The sequence below is a fragment of the Nocardioides endophyticus genome (genome assembly GCF_039543845.1).
GTDB lineage: Bacteria > Actinomycetota > Actinomycetes > Propionibacteriales > Nocardioidaceae > Nocardioides > Nocardioides endophyticus.
Map to the genome: position 1 here is coordinate 142589 of NZ_BAABKN010000009.1, position 18798 is coordinate 161386.

Consider the following 18798-nt stretch of genomic DNA (forward strand, 5'->3'; position numbering starts at 1 on the left):
GGACTGCCCCGTGACGTCCTACGACTACGAGGTGGACCTGGAGGCCCTGGGCAAGGCGGCCCAGGGCCTCGCCGACACCGTCCAGCTCTTCAAGGACAAGGACGTCGAGGACCTCGTCCCCACCGAGGGCGACCTCGGCAGCGCGACCGTGTGGAGCGCTGTCGAGGAGTTCAAGAACCGGTGGGAGGAGGGCGTCAACAACCTCTGCAAGGACGTCGAGGAGATGGCCGGCCGGGTCGGCAAGATCGCGATGAACTACTACGAGTCCGACCAGCAGGGGCTCGAGGAGCTCAAGGGCGCCGCCGGCACCGTCTCCGCCGTCGACATCATGGGCGGACCGTGATGCCCGACTTCCACATCGACGGCGACCCGGGCGCGATCCGGGCGCGGGCGACCACGACGTACGACAAGGGCCAGCTCTTCTTCAACACCGGCGACGCCCTGTCGGCGATCGACACCAACGGCTGGATCGGCCGCGCCGCCGACCACTTCCGCGACGCGCACAAGCTCGAGCCGGAGCGGTGGTACGCCGCCGGCAACGGGTTCCGCACCGCCGGGACCGCCCTGCAGAGCTACGCCACCGCCGTCGAGCAGGCGCAGAAGGTCGGCGAGTGGGCGCAGGGGGAGTACGACCGCGGCGACGAGGTCACCCACAGCGCGCGGGCGTCGTACGACGCCGAGGTGTCCGACGCCCGGCAGAAGCTGGCGGCAGGGGTCTACTCGTCGCTGACGATCGAGCCGTTCCACGATCCCGGACAGGCGATCCGCGACAACGCGATCTCGGAGTTCGGCAGCGCGAAGGCGAGCCTCGAGGAGGCCGCGCAGACCTGCGCCGGTCAGGTTCGAGCTGGGTGCTCCGCCGCGCCGGAGGAGCCGCACTGGTGGGAGTCCGGCCTGAAGTTCGTCGGCGGCATCTTCCAGGGCGCCGGCGAGGCGGTGTGGGACCTGCTGACCATCTCGCCGTTCGGCGCGGTCAACATGATCACCGACACGTGGAAGCTGGCCACGGGCGACCTGACGCCCGAGGAGCTGATGAAGAAGTACGAGCTCTCGCTGGAGACGGTCGGCGACATGTGGCAGGCGCTGCAGGACGACCCGGTCGAGTTCGGGAAGAACCTCGGCAAGGGGCTGCTCGACCGGGACGCCTGGGCAGACGACCCTGCCCGCGCGCTCGGCCACCTCGTGCCCGACGCGATCGCCGCCGTGGCGACGGCCGGCACCGGCGCCGTGGCGACCCGAGGGATCAAGGGCGGGGCCGACGCCCTCGACGCTCTCTCCGACATGAGCCGGGTCGCTGACGACCTGGGCGCGCTCAGCAAGCTGGACGATCTCGGCGACCTCCGGCACCTGGACGACGTCGGCGACCTGGGCGACCTGCGCCGCCTCGACAACCTCGACGACGGCCTGCTCGACCTGGTGCACAAGCCGGTCGACGAGCTCACGCCCTCCGAGATCCGTGAGCTGGTCGATGCCCGCAGCGCGGTGACCGTCGAGCCAGGCACTCCGATGCAGCGCGTGATCACCCCCGACGACGCGGCGGACTACCTGCGAGGATCGTCCGACAACCCCTACTTCAAGCCGGACGAGACCTTCGGGTTCACCGCGCGCGAGGAGGACGTGGCGGGGCTGCGCACCCCCCAGGAGATGTACGACGGCCTCGGTCTCGACTACAAAGACTCCCAGTACCTCAGGGACGGCGACCCGTCCCTGCCCAACCACGGTGGTCAGGCGGTCGACGACATGCACGTGCTCCGCTACCCGGCGCAGGGCGCAGACGACGTTGTCGTGCCGCAGCACAGCGACCTGGGCGACAGCGGCAAGTACGACGCCGACGCGGTCGACCGGGACAACCCGTTCACGGGCAACGGCTACACCAAGGGCGGCATCCCCGAGTTCCGCACCGAGACCGCGACGAACCTCGAAGCCGGCTCAGAGATCTGGCGTGTCGACGCCGCCGGCAACCAGCACCTCGTGGGGACCCTCGAGATCGTCGACGGCACTCCGACATGGGTGGCGCCGTGATCCGGGAGCCGGGGACCTACGCCCTCGTCGACGGCCGGGAGCTGCGGGTCACCGCCCGCGCTCGCGACGAGGTCTGGGTCGAGGAGGACGGCGAGCGCCGCCCGGTCAACCGCAACGACGACGCCGTCCAGCTCTACGACGTCGTCGTCTCGGCCCGGTGGCACGGGGAGCCGGTCGACGTCAGCGGGGTGCGCGGGCGCATGGTGGGCATTCGGACCAACAGCTCGCAGCTCGCCGAGCGCGAGGGCCTGGCCGGCGACCAGTACGGCGGCTGGCACGGCGAGACCTCGGCCGACCAGCTGACCGACGTCGAGGAGCAGGTCCGGCCCGTGCCGAGGAGGAACCCGTGACCGTGATGGACAAGCTGCTGGTGCCAGCCGCCATGCAGCGCGTCGTGGAGCAGGGCTACGACCACCTCTCCGGGCCGGTCGTGCGCTCGGCCGACCACCAGGGTCGTACGCCGTCGGAGCGGGTGTCAGCCCACGGACTCGAGGGGGAGATGTTCCCCTTCGGCCCGGCTCCGGAGCACGTCGACCTCATCCGCTTCGTGACCAACCCCTTGATGGTGCTGGCGACGCCCACCGATGTCGGCGATCGACCGTGGCCGACGTACCCGATGGGCTTCCTGCGCGACGCTACGCCGGTGTGGGACCTGGACCTCACCCGGGTGCCGACCGGCTCCCGCTTCGTCCGCGTCGCGGCCGACGGCAGCGAGACGGTGCTCTCCGAGTACGGCGGGGCCGCCTGGGGCTGGCAGCGCGCCAAGGGCTACTTCCCGCCGCTGCACGTCATCGGGCCGCGCGCCAGGTGGAGCGGGCTCGACCTGCCGGCGTCGTACACCGAGGACCAGCAGTCGGTCGAGCTCGTCTGGGTGGGTGACGACGGCGTGCCCGAGGGGTTCACGCCGTCACGGCCCCGGGTCCACGCCCGGACGGTGCCCGTCGCCGAGTGCGAGAGCGTCTTCGAGGTCGTGCTGACCGCGGTGTGGCGAGACGCTCCCGTGCGGGTGCTGCAGCAGGCCGGCTCCGAGACGCTGCTCGTCCTGATCGACCCGGACGTCGACACCGTCAACCGGTTAGGTGCGGTGGCGCTCGAGCCCAGCGTCTTTCACGCGACGGCGCCCAGCGACGGGATCGGCGCCCTCACCGGCGTCGTTCGCGAGCCGGTGTTCGGCTCCACGGTGGCGGAGTGATCCGCCGAGTACCGTCGGACCCATGTCCTCGGGGATCAGACAGTCCATGCTCGCCCTCCTTGTCGCCGCCGTCGTGTCGAGCGCCCTCTGGCGGGTGCCGGCCGAGGCGTCCGCCACCCGCGCGACGGCGTACGCCGACAGCGCTTTCCGCGCCACCAACGTGCACCGAGCCGACCAGGGTCGGGTGCAGCTGCGTGAGGCCGCGTGCCTGACCCGGATGGCCGAGCGGTGGGCGCGACACATGGCCCGCACCGGCCGCATGGTCCACCAGGACCTTGAGCCGATCATCCGCAGGTGCGAGCTCTCGATGGTCGGCGAGAACATCGCCGTGGGCTACTCCAGCGGGCGGGCGGTGGTGAAGCGCGGGTGGATGCACTCCGAGGGGCACCGGGCCAACATCCTGCGTCGGGAGTACCGGCTGATGGGCATCGGAGCGGCGCGCGACAGCAACGGTCGTTGGTGGGCCTCGCAGGTCTTCGGCCGAAGCTAGCAGACGCGCCCTTGGCGACAGCGCGGCCCGCACTGGGTTAGGTTCCGTGCGTGGCTGCGGGCGGGGAGGCGACGCGACCGACCATCGTCGTGGTCGACGACGCGTCGGAGGTGCGGGCGCTGGTGCGCACCCGGCTGCGGCTGTCGGGCCTGCTCGACGTCGTCGGTGAGGGTGGCGACGGCGCCGAGGCGGTCGAGGTGGTGCGGGCCCTGCGGCCGGCGCTGGTGCTGCTCGACGTGTCGATGCCGGTGATGGACGGGCTCGAGGCGTTGCCGCGGATCCTGGAGGTGTCGCCCGACACCCAGGTGGTCATGTACAGCGGCTTCCAGGAGGAGGGTCTGGCCCACCGGGCGATCGAGCTCGGCGCGTCCGCATTCCTCGAGAAGTCCACGGACCTGGACGCCCTCGCCGGAGACCTCGTCCGGCTGCTCGAGGCACGCGACGCGCCATCCGCGACCCGGGTCGGGCCGGCGATGGTGGTGGACGGTGACGGCGAACGGCGGGTGCTGCGCGAGCACCTCGAGCGGTTCCGCGAGGTCTTCGAGGATGCCGCGATCGGCATGGCGACGGTGACCCTGGCGGGCCAGATCGTGCGCGCCAACCGGTCGCTCGGCGCCATCCTCGACCGCTCCGTCGACGAGCTCGTCGGTGCGGCGTACGCCACCTTCGCTGGTACGGCGAGCGGCGCGCTCGACCGGATGCTCGCGGCGATCCTCTCGGGTGAGGAGCCGGTCGGCCAGGTCGAGCACGACGTCGTCGGCTCGGTGGCCCCGCGCCGGGTGGTCGCCACCTTCGCCCCGGTCCTCGACAGCGGCCGCCGCCCGCTCTACCTCTTCGTGCAGGTGCAGGATGTCACCGTGCAGCGCGGTGCCGAGGAGGAGCTGCGTCGCAGCGAGGTCGGCTTCCGGCTGCTGGTGGACAACGTCGAGGACTACGCGATCCTGATGCTGTCGCCGGAGGGTCTGATCGAGAGCTGGAACGCCGGTGCCCAGCGGATCAAGGGCTACACCGAGGACGAGATCATCGGCCGGCACTTCCGGGTCTTCTACCCGCCCGACGTCCAGGAGTCGGGGCACCCCGAGCGTGAGCTCGAGATCGCGTTGCGCGACGGGCACTACGAGGAGGAGGGCTGGCGAGTCCGCAAGGACGGCAGTCGCTTCTGGGCGACCGTGCTCATCACGGCCGTGCACGACCGCGACGGGCAGCACGTCGGCTTCGCGAAGGTCACCCGCGACGTGACCCGTCGCCGCGAGCAAGAGGAAGCTCTGCGGGCCAGTGAGGAGCGATTCCGGCTGCTCGTCGAGGCGGTCTCGGACTACGCGATCTTCATGCTGTCGCCGGAGGGCCTGATCGCGAGCTGGAACGCGGGAGCCCAGCGCAGCAAGGGCTACGCGGCCGACGAGATCATCGGTCGGCACTTCCGCACGTTCTATCCTCCCGAGCTCCAAGAGGCCCGGCACCCCGAGCACGAGCTGGAGCTCGCCATCCGCGACGGCAGCTACGAGGAGGAGGGCTGGCGGGTCCGCAAGGACGGCAGCCGGTTCTGGGCAAACGTCGTCATCACCGCGGTCCGCGACCCCCGGGGCCGGCTCGTCGGCTTCGCGAAGGTGACCCGCGACATCACCGAGCGCAAGGTGATGCTGGAGGAGCGCGACGCCGCTGCCGCCGCACTCACTGCGGCGAACGCCCAGCTCCAACAGGCCTCCGAGGACCAGGCGCACTTCCTCGCGGTCACGGCCCACGAACTGCGCACGCCCGTCAGCGTCCTCGGTGGTACGGCGGACCTGCTGATCTCCCACTGGACCGAGCTCGACGACGTCGAGCGTGAGGACCTCCTGGTCGGCATGGGGGCCAGCGCCTCGCGGCTGCGGCGGCTGCTCGACGACCTGCTGACGGCCTCGCGGCTGCAGTCGAGCAGACTGGAGCTGGAGCACGGACCGGTCGACGTCGGCCAGGTGGTCACCGAGTGCGTGGCGACCCAGCGGCGTACGCACCCCGACGTCGTCATCGAGGCAGGCGTCGAGGGAGCGGTCGACGTGATGGGCGACGCCGGTCGCCTCGGTCAGGTCGTCGACAACCTGGTCAACAATGCCCTCCTGCACGGCGCTCCGCCGGTCCGCGTGACCGCCCGCGGAGACGGCGACGACGTCGTGGTCGAGGTGCAGGACTCCGGCGGTGGCGTGCCGCCGGAGACGCAGGCCCGGCTGTTCGACCGATTCTCCACCGGACGCGCCCGTGGCGGCACCGGACTGGGGCTCTTCATCGTCCGGCAGCTGGCCCGGGCCCACGGCGGCGACGCGTCGTACCGGCCCGCCGACGGCGACCTGCCGGGCGCCTTCGTGGTCCGGCTGCCGCGCACGGGCGCCCCGGCGCCCGATGACGCGTCCTGAGACTCGCGGCCGATACCCGTCCGGAACCGTTGACCACGGCTTAGGCTGCGGAATGTGCCGATCCGCGTCCTCCTGGTGGACGACGTCGTTGAGGTGCGCCGGCTGGTCCGCACCTCCCTCCGCTTTCGGGGCGGGTTCGAGGTCGTGGGGGAGGCGGAGGACGGTGCAGGTGCCGTTCGTCTCGCTGCTCAGCTGCGCCCCGACGTCGTCGTGCTGGACCTCGGCCTGCCCGACATCGCCGGGCAGGAGGTCCTCAGCCGCATCCGCGCGGAGGCGGCTGACACCAAAGTCGTGGTGTTCTCGGGGCTCGAGACCGTCGACCGTGCCTGGATCGACGCCAACGCCGCCGGCTACGTGCTCAAGGACGCCGATCTCAGCTACCTGATCGAGCTGCTCGAGGCGGTCGGCAGTCCCGCCGGCGTCGAGGCGTCGCTGGACCTGCCCAATGACCTGAGCAGCGTGTCGGTCGCACGTCGGTTCGTCCGCGAGAAGCTCGCTGAGTGGGGGATCGACGAGCCGAGCGACGACGCGCAGCTGGTCGTCAGCGAGCTCGCCGCCAACGCGCTGACCCACGCCGACTCGTCGTACCGCGTGCGCATCCTGAACACCGGCTCGGCGCTGCGGATCGAGGTCGAGGACGGCGGCATCGGTACGCCGGAGCCGCAGCCGCTGACGGAGACCGAGGAGCACGGCCGCGGCCTGCACCTGGTCGGCGCGCTCTCCGCGTCGTGGGGGATGGACGGGGGCGAGACCGGTGGCAAGCGGGTCTGGGCCGAGCTCGCCATCCCGTCCGCGGTCGCTGAGTAGGCCCGAGGCGGACCACCCGCGTAACCTTGCTCCTTGTGGCAGGACCGGACTTCGACGCAGAGATCAAGCAGCTCCAGGCGACCATGCACACCATCGAGCAGGTGCTCGATGTCGATGCGATGCGAGTCGAGATCGCCGACCTCAGCGAGCAGGTGGCTGCACCCGACCTGTGGGACGACGTCGAGAGCGCGACCCGCATCACCGGCCGGCTCTCCGCGCTCCAGGGCGAGCTCGACCGGGTGATGGCGCTCGGCGGCCGCATCGAGGACCTCGAGATCATGGTCGAGCTCGGCCGGGACGAGGGCGACGAGGGCGCGCTCGCCGACGCCGAGGTCGAGCTCGAGAAGGTCAAGAAGGTCGTCGAGGGCCTCGAGGTCCGCACCCTCCTCAACGGTGAGTACGACGCCCGCGAGGCGCTGGTCTCGATCCGCGCCGGTGCCGGTGGGGTCGACGCCGCCGACTTCGCCGAGACCCTGATGCGGATGTACGTCCGCTGGGCCGAGCAGCACGGCTACCCGGTCGAGGTCTACGAGACGTCGTACGCCGAGGAGGCCGGCCTCAAGTCCGCCACCTTCGCGATCCACGCGCCGTACACCTACGGCACGCTGTCGGTCGAGGCCGGCACGCACCGGCTGGTGCGGATCAGCCCCTTCGACAACCAGGGCCGCCGCCAGACGTCGTTCGCGGCTGTCGAGGTCGTCCCGGTGCTCGAGCAGACCGACGAGATCGACATCCCCGACGAGGAGATCCGCGTCGACGTCTACCGCTCCGGGGGTCCCGGTGGTCAGTCGGTCAACACGACCGACTCCGCCGTACGCCTCACGCACATCCCGACCGGCACGGTCGTCAGCTGCCAGAACGAGAAGTCGCAGCTGCAGAACAAGGCCAGCGCCATGGTCGTGCTCAAGGCCAAGCTGCTCGCGCTCAAGAAGGCCGAGGAGAAGGCTCACCTCGACGGCCTCCGCGGCGACGTCCAAGCGAGCTGGGGCGACCAGATGCGCAACTACGTACTGAACCCCTACCAGATCGTCAAGGACCTGCGCACCGGCTACGAGCAGGGCAACCCGCAGGCCGTGTTCGACGGTGACCTCGACGGGTTCCTGGAGGCCGGCATCCGCTGGCGCCGCGGTGCCGAGAAGGCCGAGTCCAACTAGGTCTTGACGACCGCCCCCACTGCCCGCGCCACGGCGTCCGCGAAGGCGTCGCTGCCGAGCGAGTCGGGGGAGACCTGGGCATCGTCGAAGAGCGCCTGCGATGCGCCGAGGGCGAAGAGGATCCGCCAGGCGGCCTCGGCGTCCTGCCGGGACGCACCGAACCGGCTGCGAAGCCAACGGGTCACGGTCGTCGCCAGCAGGTGCGAGCTGTGCTCGTTGCGCGCCTGGATGGCCTGCTCGCCCCGCCCCTCGACGAGGAAGGCGCGCATCGGGCCGCGGTGCCGCGCGAAGATCTCCAGTGCCGCGCGCGCGAGCAGCCCCAGCGCGCGGGTGTCATCGGGCTCGCCGTCGGCCCGGGCGAACGCGGCCGCCGTCTCCTCCTCGATCGCGGTGAGTGCCCGGTCCTGGGCGGCTCGCAGCAGCCCGCCGCGGTCGCCGAAGCGGTGGTAGAGCGAGCCGTTCGACGTACCCGCCTGACGAGCCACGGCAGCCACGGTCACCGACGGCAGCCCGCCGATCTCGAGCAGCTCCAGCGTCGCCTCGAGCATCCGGTCCGAGGAGGAGGTGCTCCGGGTCTGCAGCGGGGCGCGCATGCAGACACTGTACAGAACTAGAGTGAGTGCTCTAGTTTGCGATGGCATGAGGCGCGATCACTGGAAGCGGCGCAACGACGCCCTGGACCCGGCCACCGACTACGTGGAGATCTACGCGAACGTCGTCGGCCACGAGTTCCCCTGGGACATGAACCAGGCGCTCGGGTTCGCGCTCTTCCGCACGTACGCCGTGCCCGGCATCGGCCGCCTCCTCGACGAGACCGGGCAGTTCACGCAGCAGCCCCAGAAGCGGTACGACGACACCGCGCTGCTCCTCGAGCCCCCGACCCGACTGGGCTTCGAGGACCCCGAGGCCAAGGCCGCGATCCGTCGGATCAACCAGATGCACCGGGCCTACGACATCCCCAACGACGAGTTCCGCTACGTGCTGAGCACCTTCGTCGTGGTGCCCAAGCGATGGCTGGACGACTTCGGCAAGCGCCCGCTGACCGCCAACGAGATCGAGGCGTCGGTGCAGTACTACCGGACCCTCGGTCGGCACATGAACATCAAGGACATCCCGGAGACGTACGTCGGCTTCGAGGACCTGATGGACTCCTACGAGGCGGAGCACTTCGCCTTCGACGAGGGTGGTCGCCGGGTCGCCGACTCCACGCTCGCGCTGATGGTCGACTTCCAGCCCAGGGTCGCCCGCCCGGTGATGGGGATCTTCAGCCGGGCGCTGATGGACCCGCCGCTGCGCAGGGCCTTCCGGTACGACGACCCCCCGGCCGCCGTCGTTGCGATCTCCCGCGGGGCGCTCAAGGCCCGGGGCGTGCTGCTGCGGGCCTTCCCCGCGCGCCGCGACCCGAAGCTGATCGAGGACCTCCCGCAGATCCGCAGCTATCCCGACGGCTACGACATCGAGCGGCTCGGGACCTTCCCGGTGCCGGGGGTCGCCGGCTGCCCGGTCTCCCACATGCGCGACGACTCGGAGCAGCCGGCCTGACTCTGCGTCGCCGTACGGTGGAGCCATGTATCTCGAGAACGTCGTCATCGACGCCGTCGACCCGGGGCGGCTGGGCCGGTTCTGGGAGGCCGTGGTCGGCGGCGAGCGGCTGACCGACGAGCCTGAGGGCTACGAGACGCGGCTCGCCGTCGAGGGCGGGCCGGTGCTCGACCTGTGCTTCCAGCGGGTCTCCGAGCCTCCGACCGAGCCGCCGCGGCTCCACCTGGACCTCCTGGGCGGAGCCCGCCAGGAGGAGGAGGTCGACCGGCTGCTCGGCCTGGGCGCCAGACGGCTCGACATCGGTCAGGGCGACGTGCCCTCGGTCGTGCTCGCCGATCCCGAGGGCAATCCGTGCTGCGTGATGGAGGACCGGGCGGCGTACGCCGACACCGGACCCGTTGCGGCGCTGCCGCTGGACTCCGCCGACCCGGACCGGGACGCGGAGTTCTGGTCCTGGCTGACCGGCTGGACCGACGTGCCCGGGGCCGGGCTCCGGTCCCTGCGCCACCCGTCGCTGAGGGGTCCCCTCCTCGAGCTGTGTCCGGAGAAGGTGCCCAAGGGGCCGTCCAAGAACCGGCTGCACCTCGACGTCCGCCTCGAGACCGGCGAGGACCCCGACGGCGTCGCGGCGAGCATCGCCGAGCGCGGCGGCCGCGAGCTCCACTTCGGGTGGGGCGAACTGCCGTGGCGGCACTACGCCGACCCCTCCGGCAACGAGTTCTGCGTGCTGCCGGCTCCAGCCTCCTAGTCGGTCGAGGCCGCCTGGGCGACCGCCACGCACCACCGGCCGCCGCGGTCGAGCAGCCCCTCCCGGTCCGCCGTGCCGACCGGGGCGACGGAGCACGACAGCCACGCGTCGCCGAACAGGCCGTGGAAGGCGATCTCGTCGCCGCAGCGAACGGCGGTCGAGCGCGCGCCGTACGCCGGGGCGCCGGCGACCGGCTGGCACCCCTCGACGCGGCTGGCCGCCTTGGCGAGCGCGGACGCACCGGCCGGAGTCACCGGCGGCGCGAACACCCAGGCGCTCGCGACGGTGCCGTCGGTCGCGGTCCACGAGCAGCCGTACTCGTGCGCGACGTCGCGCACTCCGTCGGCCAGCCGCGTCCGGTCGCCGTTGGCCCAGGTGTCGCTGTCCGCGACCTCGCCGGCCAGCGCCTCGGTCACTGCTCCCGGCGCGACCCGGGCGCAGAACTCGCCGCGGGTGACGCTCACGCCATCGGTCGCGAAGTCCGAGAGTGCCGTGCTCGTAGCCTGGGGCTTCTCCGGCGGGTCGGGCTCGTCGCTGGTGCAGCCCAGCAGGGTCAGCGCGAGCACCGCTCCGACGAGGGCGGCAGCAGGACGGCGTACGGCGAACACGCCCGCCAACCTAGGGCACACCTCCCATGGCCGACGCGCCCGGCAGGAGACCGCGCCGGGGACGCTCAGGAACAGCGGTTACGCTCGATTCCCGTGATCCGTTTCGAGAAGGTCTCCAAGGCCTACCCAGGCCAGGCCAGTGCTGCGCTCGACACCGTGAGCGTCGACATCGACAAGGGTGAGTTCGTCTTCCTCGTCGGCACGTCGGGCTCCGGCAAGTCGACCTTTCTGCGGCTCGTGCTCCGCGAGGCTCGCCCGACTGCCGGGCGCGTGTACGTCGCCGGCAAGGAGATCAACCGGCTGGCGAGCTGGAAGGTGCCGCGGATGCGGCGCCAGATCGGCACCGTCTTCCAGGACTTCCGCCTGCTCAACAACAAGACCGTCGACGAGAACGTCGCCTTCGCGCTCCAGGTGATCGGCCGATCCCGCTCCGAGATCAAGCAGTTGGTGCCCGAGACCCTCGAGCTGGTCGGTCTGGAGGGCAAGGGCGACCGGATGCCCGACGAGCTCTCCGGTGGCGAGCAGCAGCGGGTGGCGATCGCGCGGGCGTTCGTCAACCGGCCGCAGATCCTGATCGCCGATGAGCCCACCGGCAACCTCGACCCGACCACCTCGGTCGGGATCATGAAGCTGCTCGACCGGATCAACCGCACCGGCACCACGGTGGTGATGGCCTCCCACGACGCGGGCATCGTCGACCAGATGCGCAAGCGCGTCATCGAGCTCGATTCCGGTCGCGTCGTCCGCGACCAGGCACAGGGCGTCTACGGGTTCCAGCACTAGCACCGGGCCAGCCCCCACCGACCGATCGAAAAGAGTCTTCTCCTCTCATGCAGCTGCGTTACGTCTTCTCCGAGCTGGGCCAGGGCCTGCGCCGCAACCTGTCCATGCACATCGCGGTGATCCTCACGCTCTTCGTGTCGCTCACGCTCGTGGGCCTGGGGGTGCTGCTCAACCAGCAGGCCGACCGGGCCGCCCAGCACTGGGGGAGCCAGCTCCAGATCACCGTGTGGCTGTGCAAGGACACGGACGACAACCCCGCCTGCACGAGTGAGGTGTCCGACGCCCAGAAGTCGGAGATCGCCACCGTGGTCGAGGACAACCCCGAGGTCGCCGACTTCCACTTCGAGACCAAGGAGGAGGCCTTCGAGAAGGTCAAGGACCTTCTGGGCCCCGAGAAGTTCGAAGGCCCCAACCCCGCGGCGACGGCGGCCGACATGCCGCAGTCGGTGTGGATCACGCTGAAGAACCCGGAGGAGTACCAAGGCATCACCAGCGCCGTCGTCGGCCTCGACGGAGTCTCCGGCATCCGGGACATGCGCGACGTGCTCAAGCCGATCTACGGCTCCATCAACGCGCTGCAGTGGGCGGCGTTGGGTACGGCGGCGTTCCTGGTGTTCGCAGCCCTGCTCCTGGTAGGCAACACGATCCGGCTCGCGGCCTTCGCGCGGCGCAAGGAGATCGGCATCATGCGCCTGGTCGGCGCCTCGACCCTCTACATCGCGCTGCCGTTCCTCCTCGAGGCGATCGTGACCGCCGCCATCGGCGTACTGCTTGCCGGAGGGGCGCTCGCGGCGTTCATGTACTTCGGCATCGAGCAGCGCGCGGCGACCGGTCTGTCCTTCATGCCGTGGATCGGAATGCCCGAGTACCTGGTGGCCCTGGGGTCGATCGCGGTGCTCGGTCCGGTGCTCACGCTGCTTCCGACACTCGTACTGACACGCAAATACCTCAAAGTCTGATTCCGGCGGGTTACCGTCAACGCGTTCACTTCCCCGAACACGTGAAGGCAGCCCGGTGCGTCTCTTCCCCCGTACCGCACGCCGACGCCTGGTCGCGGCCACGGCCGTGTGCTCCCTGGCGCTCGGTGTGCTCGTCGTACCTCTCGCGATGGCCGACGGCGACAAGGCCCTCAAGGACCGTCAGAAGGACGCACAGAAGAGCGTCAAGCACGCTCAGCACGATCTGGACGAGTCCAGCTCCCGGGTGCGCAGGACGCAGGCGGCCCTCGAGCGCGCTCGGACGGAGCTCAAGGGCGCTCGCGGCGACCTGCGCGTGGCCAACGCCAAGCTGGCGGCCGCACGGATCCGCGACGACGAGATGCAGCAGCGTCTCGACGCGGCCGAGCAGCGACTCGCGACGGCGCAGACCGACCTGGCCAACGGCCAGGCGGCGCTCGAGGCCCAGCGCCTGTCGCTCACCGGCACCATCACCGACATCTACGAGCAGGGCGACCCGGAGCTGTTGGCCTTCTCGGCGCTGCTCGACGCCCAGACGCCCGAGGACCTGACCCGCCAGATGGAGGCGCGCAACGTCATCGTCGGCCGGGAGGCTCGAGCGTACGACGACCTGCACGCCGCCGAGGTGCTGCTCCAGGTCCGCGAGGACCAGGTGCAGGCGGCGCGCGACGACGTCGAGGTCGAGCGCGCGGCCGCCGCCGAGCACCTGGTCACCATGCAGGGGCTGAAGCAGGACACCCGTACGGCGTTCGACAAGGTCCAGGCGCTCGTCCTCGACCGGGTTGCCGCCGGCAAGGCCGCCCAGAAGGCGAAGAAGCGCGACCTGCGCGACCTGCGCGAGGCCAAGCGCCGCGAGCAGCACGTGCGGCAGCTGATCCTCGCCGCGGCTCGTCGCGCCAACCGTGGTGGTGCCGGCTACACCGGCCCCACCAACGGGCTGTTCATCCGCCCGGTGCCGGGTTCGGTCACGTCGCCGTTCGGCTACCGCGAGCACCCGATCTACCACTACTGGGGTCTCCATGACGGCACCGACTTCGGCGTCTCGTGCGGCGAGGGGATGCGCGCCATCGCCGGCGGGACCGTGATCTCCAAGTACTGGTCCAACGTCTACGGCAACCGGCTCTACCTCTCGCTGGGCAACATCAACGGCAAGAACATCACCGCCGTCTACAACCACGCCACCGGCTACCGGGTCGGCGTCGGCGACCGCGTCGGCCAGGGCGATGTCGTCGGGTACGTCGGCTCGACCGGCTGGTCGACCGGCTGTCACCTGCACTTCACACTCCTGGTGAACGGCAACGCCGTCGACCCGATGAAGTGGCTGCCTTAGCGGAGACGCGCCAGCGGATCCGCTGATGGTGGTCGAGCAAGCCGCGCGACTGAGGAACGAAGACGCGACCGGCGTGTCGAGACCCAGTGAGCCGAGGCAGCGCAGTAATCCTTTGCCCGCTCCTGAGAGAATGGTCGAATGGCCAAGGAGCAGGGGCGCAAGCTGATCGCGCAGAACAAGAAGGCGCGGCACGACTACCTCATCGAGGACACCTACGAGGCGGGCCTCGTCCTCATGGGGACCGAGGTCAAGTCGCTGCGCCAGGGCCGGGCCTCCCTGGTCGACGGGTTCGTCGACATCGACGCCCACGAGGCGTGGCTGCACGGCGTGCACATCCCGGAGTACACCCAGGGGACCTGGACCAACCACTCGGCCCGCCGCAAGCGCAAGCTCCTGCTCAACCGCGAGGAGATCGACAAGATCGAGCGCCGCGTGAACGAGAAGGGCCTCACCGTCGTACCGCTCTCCCTGTACTTCAAGGACGGCCGGGCCAAGGTCGAGATCGCGCTCGCCAAGGGCAAGAAGTCGTGGGACAAGCGCGCGGCGCTGGCCGAGCGGCAGGCCACCCGGGAGACCGAGCAGGAGATCGGCCGGCGCGCGAAGGGCATGCGTGACTGAGTCGGACGCCCTCGCCGTCCGGATGTTCTGGCAGCCGCTCGGGCTGCCCGGTCTGTTCGACGTGCACACCCACTTCCTGCCGCCGAACATCGAGCGCCGGGTGTGGGCGCAGTTCGACGACGCCGGCCCGAAGATCGGCCGGCCCTGGCCGATCCGCTACCGGCAGGCGGCCGCGGACCGCGTCGACCTGCTGCGCCGCTTCGGCGTACGCCGGTTCTCGTCCCTGCCCTACTCGCACAAGCCCGGTATCGCGGCGCACCTCAACGACTGGGCGCGCGGGTTCGCCTCCGACGTCACGGAGTCGATCTGGTCGGCGACCTTCTACCCCGAGCCCGAGGCCGCGGCGTACGTCGAGGCGCTGGTCGCCGACGGGGTCGAGGTGTTCAAGGTGCACGTGCAGGTGGGGGAGTTCCGCCTCGACGATCCGCTGCTCGACCCGGTCTGGGGGACCTTGGCCGACGCCGGCATCCCGGTCGTGATCCATGCCAGTGCCGCTCCGGTCGGGAACGCGTTCACCGGCCCCGAGCCGCTGGAGCGAGTGCTCGACCGGCACCCGCGGTTGACCGTGATCGTCGCCCACTTGGGCGCACCGGACTACCTGGCCTTCTGCGACCTCGCTGCCCGTTTCGAGCGCGTGCACCTGGACACCACGATGGTGTTCACGGACTTCTGGGAGGCCAGCTATCCGGCCGGGCTCACCGCCCGGCTGCGCGACCTCCAGGACCGGGTGCTGCTCGGCTCCGACTTCCCCACGATCCCGTACCCCTACGCCCACCAGCTCGAGGGCCTCGCCCGCCTTGACCTGGGGGACGAGTGGCTGCGCGACGTCTGCTGGCACAACGGCCATCGCCTGTTCGGGATGCGCAGATGATCTTCGTCGTCCACCTGCACCAGGCCCGCAGTCTGCACTACGACCTGCGCCTCGAGGTCGACGGCGTACTCGCGTCGTGGGCGGTGCCGAAGGAACCCTCCCTCGACCCGCGGGACAAGCGCCTCGCCGTACACGTCGATGACCATGCCCTCGAGCACGCGACCTACGAGGACGACACGAAGACCATCTGGGACCACGGCACCTACGACAACCTGACCGAGCAGGACGGCGAGCCCGTTGGCGTACGCGCTGCTATCGAGGCCGGCCACCTCAAGTTCGACCTGCACGGCGAGAGGCTGACCGGTGTCTTCGCGCTCACCCGCACCCGGATGGGCGGCGACGGCAAGAACTGGATCCTGGTCAAGGTCGGCACCAGTGGTTGAGGTGTGAGGGCCGCCAGGCCCGAAACCACACCACCCGGACAATCAGGTGTGCTCGGCAGACGTCTGCCCCGTAGACTGGTCTCACAACTCAAGAGGGGCTGATCGGTTTCGACTTGGGACGTTAGTTCCAGGGGAAGCGGGTCGAGAAGCCAGCGTCATCTCGTAAACGATCGCTGGAAACCTATAACTGCCAACAACAGTCGCAGTTCCTTCGCTCTCGCTGCCTGAGCAGTGATCGAAGCGTCAGTCCGGGCATCCGTCTCCGTCCCGGGTCCTGGCGTCATCTAGGAGACTTGCTGCTCACTCCGTGTCGCGGAGGGTGAGCGGGACTATTCCGTGACTGAGCCTGTCGGGGACGTGTCCGTGCGAGCCCCGGGGCCGAGAAAAGCGACAACACGGACTGCACCCGGAGAAGACCTGGATCGACGCTCGAGGACCGGGGTTCGATTCCCCGCAGCTCCACTCGTTCGCCCTCTTGATGAAGTGTGGTTGACCGACTCACCTGGTGAGTCGGATCAACCACACTTCGCTGTGCACGGGTCCGCCAGGTGGCCGATGCCGATCGCGTGGCCGTTGATCGCGGCGATGACCAGCTTGCGCACCTGCCACGCCGGCGGATCCACCGGTGACGACGAGAACGCCGCGCCCGGCTCGTCGAACGCCCTCGATCCCGTTCCCAGATCGGCCCCGGCACAGAACGCGGAACCGGCGCCCGTCAGCACGAGGACCGGACGGCGTCGTCCTCGTCGCAGGATCGCAGTGCAGCGCTCGGGGCGAAGCCCTCCGCGCCGACGGCCCGAGGTCACTTCGGTGCTCACGGGGGGAGTTTCAGCGATGGGGGGTCCGCGGGCGTCGACGGTTCTACCCCGCCTGGGGTGGTGTCCGACCACCCACGTCATCTCGACGATGGACCCACATCCAACGAGCAGGCTCGGGCCGGATACGGCTCTGCCCGCATCACTCCGTCCAGGAGGTCATTGTGGTCACCGTGTGGGAGTACACCCCGGGAGACGTCTTCCTCTCCATGCTCTGGTTCTTCCTCTTCTTCATCTGGATCTGGCTGCTGATCTCGGTGTTCGCCGACGTCTTCCGCAGTGATGACCTCTCCGGTTGGGGCAAGGCGCTGTGGACGGTCTTCGTGATCGTGCTGCCCTATCTCGGCGTGCTCGTCTACCTGATCGCGCGCGGCAAGAAGATGGGACTGCACGCGACGCACGACGCCGCCCGCCGCGAGCACGAGATGCGCTCGTACGTGCAGAGCGTCGCCGGCACCAGCACTGCTGGGGAGATCGAGCGGCTTGCCGAGCTGCAGCGCAACGGTGCCATCTCGGAGGCCGAGTTCCAGCAGGCCAAGGCGAAGCTCCTGGCTTGACGACCGTGCCGGACCGGGAACGACCACCGCAGCGCTTCCTGGCAACGCCCGCGTTGTCGGTCTGGGTCTACGACTCGGCGATGGGAGCCGCGGCCGGGGAGATCCGGCTGAAGAGCCTGCGGCAGCGAGGCGCGCTCCAGGTCCACGACGCCATCACGGTCTCGTGGATGCCCGGGGTCCATCAGCCCCGCATCGGACACTTCCGTCGCGAGACGTCTGCGGCGGCCGCCCGGAGCTCCGTGCTCGGCGGCCTGGTCAGCCTGATCTTCCTCGACCCAGCGGCCGAGACGGATGTCGGCGCCGGGATCGCGGCGTTGGCGCAGCGACTACGGGGGACCGGGATCGACCTGGACTTCCTGGTGGAGATCAAGGCGCGGATCCACTCGGAGACCTCCGCACTGCTGGTGCTCTCCAGTGACGCCGACCTGGACGAGGTCCGCCCCGTCATCGAGCGTGGACTGGTGCGTGGGGACGTGACGCTCATGCACGTCCTGCTTCCCGGTGACGCTCCTGAGCTGCTTCGCGCAACGGTTCGCGACCTGCGGGGCAGGCACGACGGGAGCGGATGACCTCAGGACGCCGATGCGGCGTCAGCCGGCGAGCAGCTTGGCCTTCTGGGCCTCGAACTCCGCGTCGGTGAGGATCCCCTGGTCGCGCAACGCCCCGAGCCTCTGGAGGTTCTCGATCAGGTCGTCGGAGGACGCAGCCGGGCCAGGGGCGGGCGGCGGCGGCGCGTACTGCTGCGGCGGGGGCTGCTGGTACTGCTGCTGCTGGTAGGCCTCGGCCTGTGCCTGCTGGTTCCAGCGCCCCGCCTGGCGCCGTGACACGCGGTTCGACACCGCGGTCGCAGTGCCGGCGACGACGGCTGTGCGCGCCATTCCACCGATCAGTCCCATGTCGGACTCCTCACTCTCAGGCTGACTCGAGCGCATCGAGCGCAGCGACGACGTCGTCGGCCGGGATCCGGCCGCTCGCGATGACCTCGGCCCCGGCGTTCCGCATGGCGGTGACGAACGGGCCTGCCCAGGTGTTCTCGTAGAGCAGCAGGCCGACGGCGTCACCGGGCTTCACGAGTGCGGCGCTCTGGGCGATGTCCTCCTCGTCGAGCAGGCCCGAGCTGACTCCCTCGAAGAGGGCGAGGTCGAGCTGGCCGTCGCCGTCGAGGTCGGCGAGGGCCACGGCGGCGACGCTGCCGTCGTCGGCGACGACCGCCACTACGAGGTCGAGGATCCGGATGATCCCGCGTTCGGTCAGGTCGACGAGCTCCTTGAGGCCCTCGCCGTTGAGCCTCGCACCGGGGAACTCCAGCGCGAGATAGTCGATCGGTCCTGCGTCCAGCTGGGTCATGCACGCCTCCTCGGCCGAGATCGTCGTCGCGCGCTCCGCGCGCTCCGGTCACGCTCACACGCATCTGGGTGGTTGGGTGCCACCCCGATCGGGGTGGGCATCTAGGAGGGCCGCAGGGCCTACCCGCATCGGGGTGAGGCGCAACCACCCCCGCGCTCAGCAACATCGGGAGTTCGGCTCACTGA

The 18798-nt window shown here is 70.2% G+C and carries 23 protein-coding genes and 1 other RNA gene; 19 read left to right on the top strand and 5 right to left on the bottom strand.

Features of this window, described 5'->3' with window-relative positions; translation table 11 throughout:
- The first annotated feature begins 10 nt into the window (after window positions 1-10).
- From ABEA33_RS06590 to prfB, 8 genes are read left to right on the top strand one after another with little or no spacing between them, the layout of a single operon-like run.
- Window positions 11-343 carry a hypothetical protein gene (locus ABEA33_RS06590; RefSeq protein ID WP_345525917.1) on the top strand — a complete coding sequence of 111 codons (333 nt, stop codon included), beginning with the start codon at window positions 11-13 and terminating at the stop codon, window positions 341-343.
- Window positions 343-2022 (top strand): putative T7SS-secreted protein, encoded by a 1680-nt coding sequence (locus ABEA33_RS06595; RefSeq protein ID WP_345525918.1) that lies wholly within the window; start codon window positions 343-345, stop codon window positions 2020-2022. Before ABEA33_RS06590 ends, ABEA33_RS06595 begins: the two co-directional genes overlap by 1 nt.
- Entirely contained in the window at window positions 2019-2372 is a 354-nt protein-coding gene (locus ABEA33_RS06600) for a hypothetical protein (protein ID WP_345525920.1), read from the top strand. Before ABEA33_RS06595 ends, ABEA33_RS06600 begins: the two co-directional genes overlap by 4 nt.
- Window positions 2369-3214 carry a hypothetical protein gene (locus tag ABEA33_RS06605; RefSeq protein WP_345525922.1) on the top strand — a complete coding sequence of 282 codons (846 nt, stop codon included), beginning with the start codon at window positions 2369-2371 and terminating at the stop codon, window positions 3212-3214. The genes ABEA33_RS06600 and ABEA33_RS06605 overlap by 4 nt, the downstream gene beginning before the upstream one ends.
- Before the next feature lie 22 nt (window positions 3215-3236).
- Window positions 3237-3704 carry a CAP domain-containing protein gene (locus ABEA33_RS06610; RefSeq protein WP_345525924.1) on the top strand — a complete coding sequence of 156 codons (468 nt, stop codon included), beginning with the start codon at window positions 3237-3239 and terminating at the stop codon, window positions 3702-3704.
- A 50-nt stretch (window positions 3705-3754) separates the two neighbouring features.
- Window positions 3755-6094: a PAS domain S-box protein gene (locus ABEA33_RS06615; RefSeq protein WP_345525925.1), complete on the top strand. Its 2340-nt coding sequence runs from the start codon at window positions 3755-3757 to the stop codon at window positions 6092-6094.
- Between the two features lie 54 nt (window positions 6095-6148).
- A complete protein-coding gene (locus ABEA33_RS06620; RefSeq protein ID WP_345525927.1) occupies window positions 6149-6901 on the top strand; it encodes a response regulator in 753 nt (250 codons plus the stop codon).
- A gap of 35 nt (window positions 6902-6936) precedes the next feature.
- A complete protein-coding gene (gene prfB / locus ABEA33_RS06625) occupies window positions 6937-8055 on the top strand; it encodes a peptide chain release factor 2 (RefSeq protein ID WP_345525929.1) in 1119 nt (372 codons plus the stop codon).
- Here the strand turns inward: prfB and ABEA33_RS06630 are convergent.
- Window positions 8052-8648, bottom strand: a complete 597-nt coding sequence (locus ABEA33_RS06630) for a TetR/AcrR family transcriptional regulator (protein ID WP_345525930.1) — start codon at window positions 8646-8648, stop codon at window positions 8052-8054. The two genes, prfB and ABEA33_RS06630, sit on opposite strands and share 4 nt — an antisense overlap.
- Window positions 8649-8694: 46 nt before the next feature.
- On the opposite strand from ABEA33_RS06630, the gene ABEA33_RS06635 reads away from it, so the two are divergent.
- Window positions 8695-9597: an oxygenase MpaB family protein gene (locus tag ABEA33_RS06635; RefSeq protein WP_345525931.1), complete on the top strand. Its 903-nt coding sequence runs from the start codon at window positions 8695-8697 to the stop codon at window positions 9595-9597.
- Between the two features lie 25 nt (window positions 9598-9622).
- Complete coding sequence (locus ABEA33_RS06640) at window positions 9623-10345, top strand: VOC family protein (RefSeq protein WP_345525932.1); 723 nt, start codon at window positions 9623-9625, stop codon at window positions 10343-10345.
- On the opposite strand, the gene ABEA33_RS06645 is transcribed toward ABEA33_RS06640, so the two are convergent.
- Window positions 10342-10953, bottom strand: coding sequence for a hypothetical protein (locus ABEA33_RS06645; RefSeq protein ID WP_345525933.1), 612 nt, complete (start codon window positions 10951-10953; stop codon window positions 10342-10344). The genes ABEA33_RS06640 and ABEA33_RS06645 overlap by 4 nt on opposite strands.
- A 93-nt stretch (window positions 10954-11046) precedes the next feature.
- Here ABEA33_RS06645 and ftsE point away from each other — a divergent pair, with 93 nt between their 5' ends.
- The 7 genes from ftsE (at window position 11047) to ssrA (ending at window position 16359) form a co-directional block, all read left to right on the top strand.
- Window positions 11047-11736 carry a cell division ATP-binding protein FtsE gene (ftsE, locus tag ABEA33_RS06650; protein ID WP_345525934.1) on the top strand — a complete coding sequence of 230 codons (690 nt, stop codon included), beginning with the start codon at window positions 11047-11049 and terminating at the stop codon, window positions 11734-11736.
- 47 nt (window positions 11737-11783) lie between these two features.
- A complete protein-coding gene (ftsX, locus tag ABEA33_RS06655) occupies window positions 11784-12695 on the top strand; it encodes a permease-like cell division protein FtsX (protein ID WP_345525935.1) in 912 nt (303 codons plus the stop codon).
- 55 nt (window positions 12696-12750) lie between these two features.
- Window positions 12751-14022, top strand: a complete 1272-nt coding sequence (locus ABEA33_RS06660) for a peptidoglycan DD-metalloendopeptidase family protein (protein WP_345525937.1) — start codon at window positions 12751-12753, stop codon at window positions 14020-14022.
- A 138-nt stretch (window positions 14023-14160) separates the two neighbouring features.
- A complete protein-coding gene (gene smpB / locus ABEA33_RS06665; protein ID WP_345525938.1) occupies window positions 14161-14640 on the top strand; it encodes an SsrA-binding protein SmpB in 480 nt (159 codons plus the stop codon).
- Window positions 14633-15511 (top strand): amidohydrolase family protein, encoded by an 879-nt coding sequence (locus tag ABEA33_RS06670; protein WP_345525939.1) that lies wholly within the window; start codon window positions 14633-14635, stop codon window positions 15509-15511. Before smpB ends, ABEA33_RS06670 begins: the two co-directional genes overlap by 8 nt.
- Entirely contained in the window at window positions 15508-15894 is a 387-nt protein-coding gene (locus ABEA33_RS06675) for a DNA polymerase ligase N-terminal domain-containing protein (RefSeq protein ID WP_345525940.1), read from the top strand. The genes ABEA33_RS06670 and ABEA33_RS06675 overlap by 4 nt, the downstream gene beginning before the upstream one ends.
- 94 nt (window positions 15895-15988) lie before the next feature.
- Window positions 15989-16359: a transfer-messenger RNA gene (gene ssrA, locus ABEA33_RS06680) on the top strand.
- A gap of 50 nt (window positions 16360-16409) precedes the next feature.
- Here ssrA and ABEA33_RS06685 read toward each other — a convergent pair.
- Window positions 16410-16712 (bottom strand): enoyl-CoA hydratase-related protein, encoded by a 303-nt coding sequence (locus ABEA33_RS06685; protein ID WP_345525941.1) that lies wholly within the window; start codon window positions 16710-16712, stop codon window positions 16410-16412.
- Window positions 16713-16873: 161 nt separating this feature from the next.
- Between ABEA33_RS06685 and ABEA33_RS06690 the strand changes: the two genes are divergently transcribed.
- Together ABEA33_RS06690 and ABEA33_RS06695 are read left to right on the top strand one after the other, a co-directional pair.
- Window positions 16874-17266, top strand: a complete 393-nt coding sequence (locus ABEA33_RS06690) for an SHOCT domain-containing protein (protein WP_345525943.1) — start codon at window positions 16874-16876, stop codon at window positions 17264-17266.
- A gap of 5 nt (window positions 17267-17271) precedes the next feature.
- A complete protein-coding gene (locus tag ABEA33_RS06695; RefSeq protein WP_345526293.1) occupies window positions 17272-17835 on the top strand; it encodes a DUF1269 domain-containing protein in 564 nt (187 codons plus the stop codon).
- 21 nt (window positions 17836-17856) lie between these two features.
- Here ABEA33_RS06695 and ABEA33_RS06700 read toward each other — a convergent pair whose 3' ends face one another.
- Both ABEA33_RS06700 and ABEA33_RS06705 read right to left on the bottom strand, forming a co-directional pair.
- Entirely contained in the window at window positions 17857-18162 is a 306-nt protein-coding gene (locus tag ABEA33_RS06700; protein WP_345525945.1) for an SHOCT domain-containing protein, read from the bottom strand.
- Window positions 18163-18178: 16 nt separating this feature from the next.
- A complete protein-coding gene (locus ABEA33_RS06705; RefSeq protein WP_345525947.1) occupies window positions 18179-18613 on the bottom strand; it encodes a DUF6325 family protein in 435 nt (144 codons plus the stop codon).
- Window positions 18614-18798 lie beyond the last annotated feature (185 nt).